The organism is Gordonia sp. B8661-1 (assembly GCF_059427765.1).
Genome location: NZ_JCAHRL010000007.1, coordinates 231694 through 246654, shown reverse-complemented (window position 1 = coordinate 246654; position 14961 = coordinate 231694). Strand labels below are relative to the sequence as shown.

Genomic DNA, 14961 nt, shown 5'->3' with positions numbered 1-14961 from the left:
CTCAGGTTGTTTCCGATACCCTGAACACCCGTGGTGACCAATAGTGCGAACGAACCCGTCGCGGGTGAATACGACCTGATCATCGTCGGATCCGGTTTCTACGGGCTCACCATTGCCGAGCGCGCCGCGACCCAGCTGAACAAGCGGGTGCTGGTGCTCGACCGCCGCAGTCACATCGGTGGCAACGCATACTCCGAGGCCGAACCCGAAACAGGGATCGAGGTGCACAAGTACGGTGCGCACCTGTTCCACACCTCGAACAAGAAGGTGTGGGATTACGTCACCCAGTTCACCGACTTCACCGGGTATCAGCACCGTGTGTTCGCGCTGCATGACGGTCAGGCCTACCAGTTCCCGATGGGCCTCGGGCTCGTCAGCCAGTTCTTCGGCCGCTACTACAGCCCCGACGAGGCGAAGGCACTCATCGCCGAGCAGGCCGCGGAGATCGAGACCAAGGATGCGTCGAACCTCGAGGAGAAGGCGATCAGCCTGATCGGTCGTCCGCTCTACGAGGCGTTCATCAAGCACTACACCGCCAAGCAGTGGCAGACCGACCCGAAGAACCTGCCCGCCGGCAACATCACCCGCCTCCCGGTGCGCTACACCTTCGACAACCGCTACTTCAACGACACCTACGAGGGCCTGCCCGTCGACGGTTACACGGCGTGGTTGGAGAAGATGGCCGACGACGACCGCATCGAGGTCCGCCTCGACACCGACTGGTTCGATGTCCGCGACGAACTGCGCGCCGCATCCCCGGATGCCCCGGTCGTCTACACCGGCCCACTGGATCGCTACTTCGATTACTCGGCGGGCCGATTGGGCTGGCGCACCCTCGATTTCGAGACCGAGGTGCTGCCGACCGGTGACTTCCAGGGCACTCCGGTGATGAACTACAACGATGCGGACGTGCCGTTCACCCGCATCCACGAATTCCGTCATTTCCATCCGGAGCGCGATTCGTATCCGAAGGACAAGACGGTCATCATGCGCGAGTTCAGTCGCTTCGCGCAGGACGACGACGAACCGTACTATCCGATCAATACCCCGGAGGATCGCGAAAAGCTTTCTGCCTACCGGGATTTGGCCAAGGCGGAGACCGCCGACAATAAGGTGCTGTTCGGGGGACGTCTCGGCACCTATCAATATCTGGACATGCACATGGCGATCGCGAGCGCCCTGACCATGTTCGAGAACACGCTGGCGCCGCACCTGCGTGAGGGCACACCGCTGTCCTCCGGGGCGGAGTGAACGGAGAGTAGATGACTGTGGCTGTGGATCAAACCGCGCTGTCGGAGGCGGGTGTCGGCGACTCGAAGGCGGCAGCACTGCTGCAGCGCGTGATCTTCCCGCGCGCGGGCGAACCGCTGGATGTGCGATCGCTCTATCTGGTGGAGTCGGCGAGCAACAACCGTCGCGCCCATGCACCGAGCCGGACGTCGGTGCTGCTCGGTGCCGAGTCCGAGGTGAGCTTCGAGAGCTACTTCAACGCATTCGCCGCTGCCTACTGGCGTCGCTGGAGCGTGCTGACCTCCGTGGTCCTGCGAATCGAGGTGATCGGCACCTGCCGCGTCGACCTGTACCGCTCCAAGGTCGACGGTTCGCGCATCGGCATCGGCGGTGACCTGATCCCGACCGACCAGAACGGCCGGGGCGTCATCGAATTCGAACTCGACCTCGGTCCGTTCGAGGACGGCGGCTGGATCTGGTTCGACATCACCACCGACACCGACACCGAGGTCGTCGCCGCCGGTTGGTACGCGAATCCCGAAGCCGCGCAAGGGCTTGATCCGGACACCAAGCGGGTTACCGTCGGCATCCCGACCTTCAACCGGCCCACCGACGCGGTGGCCGCGCTGGCCGCGCTCACCTCGGATCCGTTGGTGGACGAGGTGATCGATGCCGTCCTGATGCCGGATCAGGGAACGAAGAAGGTCGTCGACGAGAACGGCTACACCGAAGCCGCTGCGGCACTGGGCGATCGGCTGCACATCCTCGACCAGGGCAACCTGGGCGGTTCCGGCGGATATGCCCGGATTATGTACGAGGCGTTGCGGCTCACCGACTCCCCGTACGTCCTGTACATGGACGACGACATCGCCATCGAACCGGATTCCATCCTGCGTGCGCTCGCGATGTCCCGATTTGCCAAGTCCCCCATGCTCGTCGGCGGACAGATGCTCAATCTGCAGGATCGCAGCCACCTGCACTGCATGGGTGAGGTGATCCGCCGCGACACCTTCATGTGGACCGCGGCCCCCTTCGTCGAATACGACCACAACTTCGCGAAATACCCACTGCGTGACCGGGAGAACTCGAAGAACCTGCATCGGCGCATCGACGTCGAGGGCAACGGCTGGTGGATGTGCATGATCCCGCGGGCCTGCGCCGAGGAGATCGGTCTGCCGATGCCGCTGTTCATCAAGTGGGACGACTGGGAATTCGCGCTCCGTGCCGCGAAGGCCGGCTATCCGACCGCGACGATCCCCGGCATCGCGATCTGGCATATGGCGTGGAGCGACAAGGACGATGCCATCGACTGGCAGGCGTACTTCCATCTGCGCAACCGGTTGGTCGTCGCCTCGATCCATCACGACGGCCCGATCCAGGGCATCCTGAAGTCGATGGCGAAGGCGACCGCGAAACATCTGCTGTGCCTGGAGTATTCGACGGTGGCCATCCAGAACGAGGCGATCCGCGACTTCCTCGCCGGCCCCGATCACATTCGCGAGCTGCTGCCGACGGCCCTGCCCAAGGTGGCCGCCATGCGCAAGGAGTATCCGGACGCCGTGGTGCTGCCGTCGGCCACCGAGCTGCCGAAGACCAGTGGCGAGGCGACCCATCTGGGTACGCGCCCGCCGGTGACGGCCTTCGCCAAGGCGAAGGCGCTCGCGGCGGCGGTGCGTCGGAACGCACGTCCGGCGGATCCGCGCCATCACGAAGTCCCGCAGGCGAATTACCCGCCGATCGAGGCACGCTGGTTCAGCCTCGGCCGGGTCGACGGTGTCACGGTGACCACGGCCGACGGACGCGGCGTGGTCTATCGTCAGCGCGATCGCGACACGATGATCGCTCTCGCCAAGGAATCCGCGGCGCTCGTGCGGGAGCTCAAGGCCCGCTTCCCGGAGATGCGCGACGCCTACCGTGCCAAGCATCAGGAACTGACCAGTACAGAGAGTTGGGCGCGTGTCTTCGGAATCGATTGAGCCGGGTGTGGTCGCAGACGTCGAACCGGATCTGAACGGCGAGGCGGGCATCCTGGTCGATGTCCAGTCGACCGTCGGGGCACTGCCCGGCGCGACCTCCGTCGCCCGCGGGCTCTCGCACTTCGGTGAGCACTCCCTGGGCTGGCTCGCCATCGCCGGTGCGGGCTGGGCGCTGTCCCGCCGACGGGGCGACGCCGCCGCGCAGCGCCGATGGGTCGAGGCCGGGGTCGGTGCGTTCGGCGCACACGCCGCATCGGTCGTCATCAAGCGCATCGTGCGCCGCCCGCGCCCGAATCACCCGGCAGTGACGATCGGCGTAAGCACGCCGAGCAAGCTCAGCTTCCCGTCGTCGCATGCAACCTCCACCACCGCGGCCGCGATTCTCATCGGCCGCGCCGCCGGTCTTCCGCCCGCGGTGGTGCCCGCCGCCCTGGTACCGCCGATGCTGCTGTCCCGGCTCGTGCTGGGCGTGCACTACCCGACCGATGTGCTGGCCGGTGCCGCGATCGGTGCGGCGAGCGCAGGCGCCGTCGTGGCGGGTGACAGACTGATCGCGACCCGCACCCGCGCGTGAGCGACCCCACGCCGATGCTGACCAACCGAGTCGATGAGATGAGCCCGAGGACATGAGCGAAGAGCCGATCGAGCACGGACCCGTGCTGGGACCGCCGAAGAATCTGGCGAGCGGTCTGGTCAAGGCGGTCCGCCCGCGTCAGTGGGTGAAGAACGTCCTGGTGCTCGCCGCACCGATGGCCGCGGGCACCGAGGTGCTGACCGACGGTGGCTCGATGCTCCGCGTGCTCATCGCCTTCGTCGCGTTCTGCCTGGCGGCGTCGTCGATCTACCTGATCAACGACGCGATGGACGTCGAGGCCGACCGTGCCCATCCGACCAAGCGTTTCCGGCCGATCGCGGCGGGCGTGGTGCCGCGCAACCTGGCCTTCGGACTCGCGATCGTTCTGGTGGTCGCGGCGATCGGCATCTCGCTCCTGGCCAACTGGGAGACCGCTGTGGTGATCGCGATCTACATCGCGATCCAGCTCGGCTACTGCTTCGGCCTCAAGCATCAGGCCGTCATCGACATCTGCATCGTGTCGTCCGGCTTCCTGCTGCGGGCCATCGCGGGTGGTGTGGCCGCCGAGCTCACCCATGGCCTCTCGAAGTGGTTCCTCCTCGTGATGGCCTTCGGTTCGCTGTTCATGGCCGCCGGTAAGCGCTACGCCGAACTGGTGTACGCGGAGCGGACCGGCGCCAAGATCCGCAAGTCGCTGCAGTACTACACGGCCACCTACCTGCGGTTCGTCTGGACGCTCTCGGCGACCGCGGTGGTGCTCTCGTATGCACTGTGGGCGATGGACGCCGGTGCGCACGGCGGCGACCGCCCGGACAATGTGTTCTACGCGATCTCGGTGGTGCCGTTCACCATCGCGATCCTCCGCTACGCCGTGGACGTGGACGGCGGCGAGGCAGGCGAACCCGAGGAGATCGCGCTCGGCGATCGTATCCTGCAGTTCCTCGCGGTGGCCTGGGTAGTCTGCGTGGGTGTCGCAGTCTATGCGTTCTGAGCGAGACGCTTCCGAAACCGAGATCGTCGACGAAACGCCCGACCACCGTGCCGACCCCGGCGCGGGGTCCCGTTCGTCGCTGAGGCGTTGGCTGCCCGCCGCGAGTTTGCTCATCGGCGCAGTCCTCGTCAGCACCTTCTTCGCGATCGGCGCCTGGCAGCGCCGGTGGATCGCCGACGACGGACTGATCGTCCTGCGCACCCTGCGCAACCTCTTCGCCGGCAACGGTCCGGTGTTCAACGCCGGTGAGCGCGTGGAGGCCAACACCTCCACCGCGTGGACCTACCTGCTGTGGTTCTGGGCCTGGATCACCGACGGCCAGCTCGAATACGTCGCCCTCTGGGTGGCCCTGGTGCTGTCGGTCGCCGCGATTCCGCTCGCCATGTACGGCACGGCCCGGCTGTACGGACGCGATCTCGGGGCTTCACTCGGCGGCTGGACGCTGATGCTGCCCTTCGGCGCCATCGTCTACATCGCTCTCCCGCCCGCCCGCGATTTCGCGACGAGCGGCCTGGAGAACGGCCTCTGCATCTTCTGGGTTGCCGCACTCTGGTGTCAGCTGGTCGCCTGGGCGCAGCGCGGCAAACGCCGCGCGGACGGCGCCGGGCGTCGCGGTGCGATGGCGGCCGATCTGGCACTGGCCTTCACGGCGGGTCTGGCCCCGCTGGTGCGGCCGGAACTCACCGTGCTCGGCGGGCTCGCGCTCCTGCTTGTCTTCCTCGCGCCGACGACCTGGAAGATGCGCATCGGCATCGTCGTGGTCGCCGGTCTGCTCCCGGTCGGCTATCAGATCTTCCGCATGGGCTACTACGCCCTGCTGGTGCCGAATCCGGCGGTGGCCAAGGACGCCAGCGGTTCCAAATGGCATCAGGGTGCGGTCTACGTCGGCAACCTCTTCGGGCCGTACGTGCTGGTGCTGCCCGCGGTCATGCTGATCGTCGCGGCCGTACTCATCGTCCTGCGCAGGCGGGGTGGTGGTTTCGGCAAGCTCGACCGTCGGGACGACACCGAAGGCGCACAACAGGATTGGCGGAGCAGGCTCGCGGGCTGGTCGTCGGCGTTGCAGACGCCGACGGCGGTGGTCGTGGTCGTGACCGCGGCGGGACTCATCGGCGGCCTCTACTGGATGCGCCAGGGCGGCGACTTCATGCACGGCCGTGTGCTACTCACCCCGCTGTTCACCATCATGTTGCCGCTGATGGTCCTGCCCCTCACGATCCCCGCACGGGCACGTGCGAGCGAGACACCCGGGCCGTCGAAGGGATCGCGCGCGTGGGCGCGTCCCGCGGGTGCGCTGGTGCTGGCCGGACTGTGGGTGACGACCCTCGTGTGGGGCATCGTCAGCCACGACAACGGGCTGCCGAACGCGGGCATCGACATCGGGCGCAGCGGCATCGTCGACGAACGCCGCTTCTATGTGACCAACATGGGCAACGAGAATCCGGTGACCGCCGCCGACTATCTCGACTACCCGCGTATGCGGGCGATGGTCGAGGAGATCGAGCAATGGCACAAGGACGGCGGCGTGATCCTGCCGTCGTTCAACTACGACGAGTGGTACGTGGCCCAGTTGCCCGGCGTCATGCCCAAGGACGCGAAGCGTCAGGTGACCGTCTACTTCCTCAATCTCGGTATGACGAGCATGAACGCTCCCCTCGACGTGCGCGTCATCGACCAGATGGGGCTGGCCTATCCGCTGGCGGCGCACACCGAGCGCCTCGAGGACGGCCGCATCGGTCACGACAAGATCCTGCCGTCGGAGTGGGTCGTCGCGGAGTCGGGCGCGTACCCGCGCAAACCGGTGCTGCCCGGCTATCTCGACGAGGACCTGGTGCGTCAGGCGCAGGTGGCGCTGACCTGTCCGCAGACGAAGGACCGGTTCGCCTCCTTCGAGGGCACCTGGTCGTTCGCCCGCTTCAAGAGCAACCTGAAGCAGGCGTTCACGTTCAACGGCTACCGGATCGAGCGTGAGCCGGAGTACGAGATCGCGCGGTGCGGGCTGCAGATGCCGCCCCGGATCCATCCCCGCTGATCTCGAATTATCTCGAATCGGTAACGCTCGCGGTTCGATTGTCGATAAACCCCGAGATCATGGCAACGGCGCCATGGCAGAGTATGCGTTCGGATAGTAGTTGTGACCCCAGTCACACGGTTTGTCAGCTTCCTGGGTATGCAATAGGCTCCCCAAACGGTGCAGATTGCGGCCCCGCCGGGGCTTGGCGGCGTGCCGACATAGGGGCCACTGAGGTCGGGGAGAGTCACTACCTCGGGCCGACCTGGGGAAACAAGGGAGATAGCAGTCGATGCGCGTAGCTGTAGCTAAGTCGCGAAGTACTGGCCGGCACCGTCTGGTCGCCATGATCGTCGCGATTGCGACTGTGATCGGTCTGGCCGGCGTCGTCGGTGGGGCGGGGCAGGCGGCAGCCCGCATCGGTGGCACCCAGACCGGCCTGCAGACGTTCTGGGTGAACGGCTGCGGAATGCCCAACGTCAAGGTGCGCGCCTGGAAGCGCCCCGGCAACTACAAGACCGTCATCATGCTCGATGGCATGCGCGCCCAGTACGACTACAGCGGCTGGGAGATCAACACCAACATCCAGGAGATGGTGAAGTCCGGCGTCAACGTCGTCGAGCCCATCGGCGGACCCGCGAGCTTCTACTCCGACTGGGACGCACCCAGCAACTTCAACGCCCAGCCGTACCGCTACCGCTGGAACTGCGTCATCACCAATTCTCTGATCCGCGGCCTGGACGCACGCGGCTTCCGCGTCGGCAAGAGCCGCAAGTACGCGATCGCCGGTCTGTCCATGGGTGGTAACGCCGCGCTGGTCATCGGTGCGCGTAACCGCCACAACTTCGACCGCGTCGCGTCGCTGTCGGGCTACAACTTCCTGAACGCGCCGGGTATGCGTACGGCGCTGCGTCTGGCGATGTTCGACGTCGACCCGAAGCCGTGGAACATCGACGCGATGTGGGGCCCGCCGTGGAGCCCGCGCTGGTTCGACAACGACCCGTTCATGAACATCAACCGCATGCACGGCATGAAGGTCTTCATCGGCTCGGGCAACGGCCTCTTCGGCAAGTACAACGCCCTGCCGAACGTCTTCGACGACCTGTTCAAGGGGTCGACGCTGGAACTGCTGGCCTTCACGCAGGCCAAGGCCTTCGAGGTCGGCGCCTTCGCCCAGGGCCTGCCGCTGATGACCTACTACGCCAACGGCACCCACGCCTGGGGCTACTGGCAGGACATGGTGTGGAACGCGAAGAACCGAGGGTTCTTCCGCTAAGCAACATAAGTCACACAAATCCCACGCGTAACAGCGTGGCGTAACCAAAACAGAGCGCCCTACGTGTAAGAAACACGTAGGGCGTTCTGTTATCTGTGGGTTTGATGTGACTCAAGTGAGAAGAGTTGCGTAGTGACCTGCACGAACGCCGCGATGCTCGATTGGTGAGAAGGAGTTCGAGGGTGAGCTGGCGAGATCTGCGGGAGACGGCACGGCGAGATGAGGTGCGCACCATGACCTCACGCCGCGCCGGTGGGCTGGTGGCCGCTGTGGCGGCCACGGTGATGGTCATCGGGGTGAGCGCGCCGGCGTTCGCCGAACCGGCACCCGCGGCGCCTCCGGCCGCACCGGCGGCGCCCGCCGCACCGCCTGCCGCACCGGCCAGCCCGGCGGCGCCCGCACCGGAAGCCCCCGCCCCGCGGCCGGCCGCGCCCGAGCAGCGCCCCGCACCGGCCCCCACTCCGGCCTCCACCGCACCCGCACGCGTCACCCGCTCGTTCTGGTACAGCGATCGCCGTGTGGCCCTGTGGGTGCACTCCCCGGCGATGAACACCGACATCCAGATCCAGGTCCTGCTGGCCCGCGACTGGTGGGCCAAGCCGAAGGACAAGTTCCCGCAGCTGCTCACCCTCGACGGTCTGCGCGCGCAGGAGGACCAGAGCGGCTGGATCATCAACACCAACATCGAGGACTTCTACAAGGACAAGAACGTCAACGTGGTGCTGCCGGTCGGTGGCGAGTCCAGCTTCTACACGGACTGGAAGGAACCCGACAAGAACAAGCTGTACCGCTGGGAGACCTTCCTGATGCGGGAGCTGCCGCCGATCCTGGAAGGCGACTGGCGGTCCACCGACGTCCGCGGCGTCCAGGGCCTGTCCATGGGCGGTTCGGCGGCGATGATGCTCGCCGCCCGCAACCCCGGATTCTTCAAGTTCGCCGCGTCGTACTCCGGCATCCTGCAGATGACCTCGTACGGCATGCCGCAGGCCATCCAGTTCGCGCTCCGCGACGGCGGTGGCTACGACTCGATGAAGATGTTCGGTCCGCCGAGCGATCCGGCGTGGAAGGAGCACGACCCGTACCTGCTCGCCGACAAGCTGCGTGGCACAAGCATTTACGTCTCCTCCGGCAACGGCATGGTGGGGCCGCACGACAAGCCGTCGGACATCCCGATGCTCGCGACGAACTACTCCGGTGTCGGTCTCGAGGTGCTGAGCCGTGTGACGTCGCAGCAGTTCGCGATCAAGATGAATCAGCTCGGCATCCCCGGCCAGGCGGTCTACCGGCCGTCCGGCACGCATACGTGGCCGTACTGGCAGTTCGAGATGCAGCAGGCGTGGCCGCAGGCCGCGGGCGCGCTGGGGCTGCTGCGCGATCGTCCGGCGTGCCGGGTCGGCGGCGCCTTCAAGAAGCTCTACAACGCCAATCGCGCATCGCTGGGTGAGTGCCTGACGCCGGAGTACCCGGTGCCGGGCGGCCGCGCCCAGGACTTCCGTGGCGGACGCATCTTCAGCGGTCCCAAGGGGCCGAAGATCGTCGGCGGCGGCATCGGTGGCGCGTACGTGCAAGCAGGCGGCTCGGGCGGCAAACTCGGCCTTCCGACGAGTGGCGAGCTGACCACCCGCGACGGCAAGGGACGCTTCAACACCTTCGAGCGTGGTCGCATCGTCTGGACGCCGAAGGACGGCGCCCGGGTCACCAAGTGAGTGTCAACCTGAGCGCCGTAGGGCAGCGGCCTGAAACTTCGCTGAGGAAACCTGGCGTTCATGCAGGTGACGCGGGTTGCTGCACCGTAATCAGGGTGTGCGGCGGGTAGCCTTGCGCATGGCCGATGAAGGCCGTGGACACCACCGCCGGGCGACGCCCGGGACGGGCACGACGAGGAAGTTGAAGATGACGAGTAAGTTCTGGCACCTGGCGTTGATCGCGGCGGGCGCCATGCTGGCAGTCGGGTCGTTGTCCGCGTGCGGTGACGACTCCACCGCGAGCGCACCGATCACCCAGAATCCGGTGACGACCACGTCGATGTACGCGTCCAGCAGTACCGGTGCCGAGAGTTCCGCCGAGAAGCCCGACGACGAGTCGGCGGCGCCCTCCGACAAGGAGGACGGCGCCAGCGCGGAATCGAGCCTGCCCGAGACCGCCCCCAACTCGAAGACCAAGGTGCCGAGCAACTTTCCCGGCCCCAACGGCCAGCCGCTCGACGAGAAGAGCAAGCGCTACCTGTCGGCGCTGAAGAAGCAGAACATCACCTTCATGGGTGACAGCGACAACTCGATCGCGATCACCATCGCCGAGTACGTCTGCAACGAGCGGAAGAAGAACACCGATCCGGTCACGGTGAAGGCGTTCGTCACCGCACTCGTCGGTCCGGGCACCAAGTCGGTCGGCGAGGCGAACACCAAGGCGGACCGCGTGATCAAGGTCGCCGGCGAGAACTACTGCTGACGTGGCCGCGCGTAGATCGGCCCGTGGGGGCAGGGGCGGGCGCCGCAAGCTGAGCAGGTTCCTGCTCGTCCTCGCGGCACTCGCCGTCATCGCGATCGTCCTGATCGTGATCCTGGTGATCACCCTGCTCAAACCGGGCCCCGGGCCCGTTCCGCCGCCGGGTCCGCCGTCGACGTCCGAACCGTCGGGACGCCCGCAGGCGCAGTCCGCGGACTGTCCCGACGTGCTCACCCTGGTCATCCCGGGTACGTGGGAGTCGTCCGCCGACGACGATCCGTATCAGCCGTCGTCGAACCCGCGCTCGCTGATGCTGCGGGTGTCCTCGGCCATCGCCGACGCCTATCCGTCGAGCCGCACCAGCGTGTACACCGTGCCGTACGTCGCGCAGTTCCGGAATCCGACGAATATGGCGGATCGGCAGAAGGACTACAACTACTCGCGGACGCAAGGGTACAAACGTGCGGCGGGCAAGATCATCTCCACCAACAAGAAGTGCCCCCTGACCCGATACGTGATCCTGGGCTTTTCTCAGGGCGCGGTGATCGGTGGCGACATCGCCAGCAATATCGGCAATGGTCGTGGTGTTCTCAAACCGGAAGATCAAGATCTCGTACTCGGAGTCGGCCTCATCGCCGACGGCCGTCGCCAGCCCGGTGACCAGAACGACATCGGTCCGTCGCCGGACGGGGTCGGCGCGGAGATCGCGCTGTCCGGTATGGGTGGTCTCGTCCCCGGCATCACGATGACGGGTCAGCGGAGCGGGGGCTTCGGTGAACTTCGTGATCGTGTCCAATCCATTTGTGCGCCAGGCGATTTGATCTGCGACTCGCCGACCGTCGACAACCCACTGCGAGCCGTCGGGCAATTGGCGGGTGCGATCAACAATCCGGTGCACGCGATGTACGCATCGCCGCGTTACTGGTCGCTCGACGGCGCCACGTCCACCCAGTGGATGTTCGGATGGGCGAATTCCACGATCAAGGATGCGCCCCATCCGAAGCATTTCTGAGGGGGGCTTGCCTTTCGCTGATCGAGTAGGCCGGGCGCCGGCCGTCGTCGTATCGAGATCTCGATACGACGACTCGCTACGCTCGCCGACTACTCGATCAGCGGATGTGCGCTGTAACTCTGCTGTGGGGTTTCGCGATGTGTTTGGGTGGCGTGATGATGCTGCATTAACGTGTTGCCGGATCGGGTACCGATAACCCGTTCCACGCTGCCCACGATTGCGCTGTGAAATCTGCGCCGACGACGCCGAGGAGAGACTGCACATGAGCGAATCCGGAGAACTCCGGAAGTTCCGGTTCGGCGCCGGTGGCGAGGGCAACAAGGAAGAGGGCGGTGCCCGCAAGTTCGTGCAGCTGGCCCAGACCGCCGAGGAATACGGTTACGACACCTTCGCCGTCCCCGATCACCTGGGCAACCAGGTCGGCCCCCTGGCCGCGCTCGGCGCGCTGACGCAGGCGACCAGCCGGATCCGGCTCGCCACCTCGGTCCTCGCCAACGGATGGCGCCACCCGGCCCTGCTCGCCAAGGAGGCCACCACCATCGACGTCCTGTCGAAGGGGCGCCTGGAGCTGGGCATCGGCGCCGGTTGGATGAAAGAGGAATTCGACAAGGCGGGCATCGAGTTCGAGTCGCCCGGCGTGCGTATCCGCCGCCTCGACGAGGCACTCACCGTTCTCGACGGGTTGATGCGTGGCGAGACCGTCGACTTCGACGGCGAGTTCTATCAGATCAAGGGCCTGGAGGGCAGCCCGCGTCCCCGGCAGGGACCGCGTCCGCCGATCGCGGTCGGCGGTGGCGGGCCCAAGATGCTGGCACTGGCCGCCAAGCACGCGGACATCATCTCCGTCGCACCGGGCACCACGACGGACGGCCGCATGCGGCTGTCCGACATGACCATCGAGAAGACCGCCGAGCGGGTCGACCGGATCCGGGAGGCCGCGGGCGACCGGTTCGGCGAGATCGAGCTGAACTGGACCATCGCCGTCATCGTCATCACCGACGATCGCGAGGCAACCGCGGAGATGGCGCTCAAAGCGCTTGAGCAGGGATATCCGCCGAATATCGCGCAGGACGGCGAGTTCACGGTCGACGACATCCTCTCGTCCCCCTATCTTGCGATGGGCACCTTCGAGGAGATCGCCGACCAGATCCGCGAGGTCCGCAGGCGCACCTCGATGTCCTACGTCGGCATCTTCCCCACGCAGATGGATGCGTTCGCACCCGTCATGCAGCTTTTGAAGGGGGAGTAGGATGACCGACGGTCTGACGTGAAGGACGAGGTGAACCCCCGGATTTCCGAAGCACGACACGGGGTCCGCGCGGTGGTGACACCCCCGTCACGCCGCACGATCCAGCGAAGCAAGCACAACAGGCATAGAGAGCAACTGACAACACATGTGGTGTGGCCGTGACCGCGGCGCACTCGACACAGCGTTGATTCGTGAACGACGGCCATGGGCACAGGGGGGTGCCCGAGCCACACGGGCGGAGCCGACCGGCTCGCCGTCGCACGTTTTGGGGCCACAGGAGTAATGGATGCTGAACACCGAATTCGAGCAGTTCCTCGACGAGAACGGCAATCTGTCGTTCAACGACGATGCGACGCTGGTCGATTACGTCGAGCGCAACGTGGTCGAGAAGGCCGACACCCTCGCCTACCGGTTCATCGACTACAGCAGGGAACGCGACGGGGAGCCGCAAGACCTCACCTGGGCTCAGTTCGGTAAGCGTCTGCGTGCGGTGGCCGCTCGTCTGCAGCAGGTGACGAAGCCGGGCGACCGGGTGGCCATCCTGGCTCCGCAGTCCCTCGAATACGTCATCGGGTTCTTCGCGGCGCTGTATGCCAGCAACGTCGCGGTGCCGCTGTTCTCACCCGACGAGCCGGGCCACACCGACCGTCTGCATGCCGTCCTCGGTGACTGCAAGCCGACCGCCATCCTCACCTCGACCAAGTCGGCCGAGGCCGTGCGCGACTTCTTCGCGCCGCTGCCGGCCAAGGAGCGCCCCCGCGTCATCGCCGTCGACGCCGTGCCGGATTCGGTCGGGTCGGCCTGGGTGGCACCGGTCGCGGGCAAGGACCACAACAAGGACACCGTCGCCTACCTGCAGTACACCTCCGGCTCCACACGCGTGCCGGCCGGTGTGGAGATCACCTACCAGGCCGTGGCCGCCAACGTCCTGCAGATCTACGACACCATCGAGATCGACCGCAACGCCCGCGGCGTCACCTGGCTGCCGATGTTCCACGACATGGGCCTGCTCACGGTGATCCTCCCCGCACTGGGCGGCCGCTACATCACGATCATGAGCCCGATGGCCTTCGTGCGCCGTCCGGGCCGCTGGATCAAGGAACTGGCCGCGGCCGCCGACGGCGCCGAGACGTATGCCGCGGCGCCGAACTTCGCCTTCGAGCACGCCGCCGTCCGCGGGCTGCCGAAGGAGGGCGAGAGCCTCGATCTGTCCAATGTCATCGGCCTGATCAACGGCTCCGAGCCGGTCACGGTCAGTTCGATGAAGAAGTTCAACGACGCGTTCGCCCCATACGGTCTGCCGAAGACCGCGATCAAACCCTGCTACGGCATGGCCGAGGCGACCCTCTTCGTGTCCGCGACGCAGCGTGAGAACGAGGCGAAGGTCATCTACGTCGACCGCGACGACCTGAATGCGGGCCGTCTCACCGTCGTCGACCAGGACGCCCCGAACGCGGTGGCGCAGGTGTCGTGCGGTCAGGTCGCGGTGAGCCAGTGGGCCGCCATCGTCGACCCGGAGACCGCCACCGAGCGCCCGGACGGCGAGGTCGGCGAGATCTGGCTGCACGGTCTCAACATCGGTGCCGGCTACTGGAACAAGCCGGAGGAGACCGAGGAGACCTTCCACAACGCGATCACCGAGCGTCTCGCCGAGGGCAGCCACGCCGAGGGAGCGCCGGCCGACGCGAAGTGGATGCGCACCGGTGACTACGGGGTCTGGCTCGACGGCGAGCTCTACATCACCGGCCGGGTGAAGGACCTCGTCATCGTCGACGGCCGTAATCATTACCCGCAGGATCTCGAGCACAGCGCCGAGGAGGCCAGCGAGGCCATCCGGCCGGGCTTCGTCGCGGCGTTCTCGGTGCCGGCCAACCAGTTGCCCGCCGAGGTCTTCGAGAACACGGCCAGCGGCTTGACCGCCGACCCCGACGACGCGTCCGAACAACTCGTGATCGTCGCCGAACGTCCCGGCAAGAAGTGGGATCCGCAGGAGGTCGCCGATGCGGTGCGCGCCACCGTCGCACAGCGGCACGGCGTGATGGCCCGCGACGTCCTGCTGCTGTCGGCCGGGTCCATTCCCCGCACGTCCAGCGGCAAGATCGCGCGCCGCGCGACCCGGGCCGCGTACATCGACGGCAGCCTGCGGGGAGGCTACAAGCAGACCGCGTTCCCGGACGCTCAGTAATCTCCGCAAGGC

General features: G+C 66.4%; 11 protein-coding genes. All 11 read left to right on the top strand.

What is annotated here, in order from left to right:
• Positions 1 to 30: 30 nt before the first annotated feature.
• The 11 genes from glf to fadD32 all read left to right on the top strand — a co-directional run bounded on the left by glf (position 31) and on the right by fadD32 (position 14949).
• Positions 31 to 1251 carry a UDP-galactopyranose mutase gene (gene glf / locus AC4JJG_RS16020; protein WP_495398462.1) on the top strand — a complete coding sequence of 407 codons (1221 nt, stop codon included), beginning with the start codon at positions 31 to 33 and terminating at the stop codon, positions 1249 to 1251.
• Positions 1252 to 1262: 11 nt separating this feature from the next.
• Complete coding sequence (locus tag AC4JJG_RS16015) at positions 1263 to 3206, top strand: glycosyltransferase (RefSeq protein WP_495398463.1); 1944 nt, start codon at positions 1263 to 1265, stop codon at positions 3204 to 3206.
• Positions 3187 to 3780 (top strand): phosphatase PAP2 family protein, encoded by a 594-nt coding sequence (locus AC4JJG_RS16010; RefSeq protein ID WP_495398464.1) that lies wholly within the window; start codon positions 3187 to 3189, stop codon positions 3778 to 3780. The genes AC4JJG_RS16015 and AC4JJG_RS16010 overlap by 20 nt, the downstream gene beginning before the upstream one ends.
• Positions 3781 to 3832: 52 nt before the next feature.
• A complete protein-coding gene (locus tag AC4JJG_RS16005; protein ID WP_495398465.1) occupies positions 3833 to 4771 on the top strand; it encodes a decaprenyl-phosphate phosphoribosyltransferase in 939 nt (312 codons plus the stop codon).
• Positions 4761 to 6803, top strand: coding sequence for an arabinofuranosyltransferase AftB family protein (locus AC4JJG_RS16000; RefSeq protein WP_495398466.1), 2043 nt, complete (start codon positions 4761 to 4763; stop codon positions 6801 to 6803). The genes AC4JJG_RS16005 and AC4JJG_RS16000 overlap by 11 nt, the downstream gene beginning before the upstream one ends.
• A gap of 271 nt (positions 6804 to 7074) precedes the next feature.
• Complete coding sequence (locus tag AC4JJG_RS15995) at positions 7075 to 8058, top strand: alpha/beta hydrolase (protein WP_495398467.1); 984 nt, start codon at positions 7075 to 7077, stop codon at positions 8056 to 8058.
• A gap of 233 nt (positions 8059 to 8291) precedes the next feature.
• Positions 8292 to 9764: an alpha/beta hydrolase-fold protein gene (locus AC4JJG_RS15990; protein WP_495399574.1), complete on the top strand. Its 1473-nt coding sequence runs from the start codon at positions 8292 to 8294 to the stop codon at positions 9762 to 9764.
• 187 nt (positions 9765 to 9951) lie between these two features.
• A complete protein-coding gene (locus AC4JJG_RS15985) occupies positions 9952 to 10506 on the top strand; it encodes a DUF732 domain-containing protein (RefSeq protein ID WP_495398468.1) in 555 nt (184 codons plus the stop codon).
• Position 10507: 1 nt separating this feature from the next.
• Positions 10508 to 11515 carry a cutinase family protein gene (locus AC4JJG_RS15980; RefSeq protein WP_495398469.1) on the top strand — a complete coding sequence of 336 codons (1008 nt, stop codon included), beginning with the start codon at positions 10508 to 10510 and terminating at the stop codon, positions 11513 to 11515.
• Between the two features lie 262 nt (positions 11516 to 11777).
• A complete protein-coding gene (locus tag AC4JJG_RS15975) occupies positions 11778 to 12764 on the top strand; it encodes an LLM class F420-dependent oxidoreductase (RefSeq protein ID WP_495398470.1) in 987 nt (328 codons plus the stop codon).
• A gap of 286 nt (positions 12765 to 13050) precedes the next feature.
• A complete protein-coding gene (fadD32, locus tag AC4JJG_RS15970) occupies positions 13051 to 14949 on the top strand; it encodes a long-chain-fatty-acid--AMP ligase FadD32 (protein ID WP_495398471.1) in 1899 nt (632 codons plus the stop codon).
• Positions 14950 to 14961 lie beyond the last annotated feature (12 nt).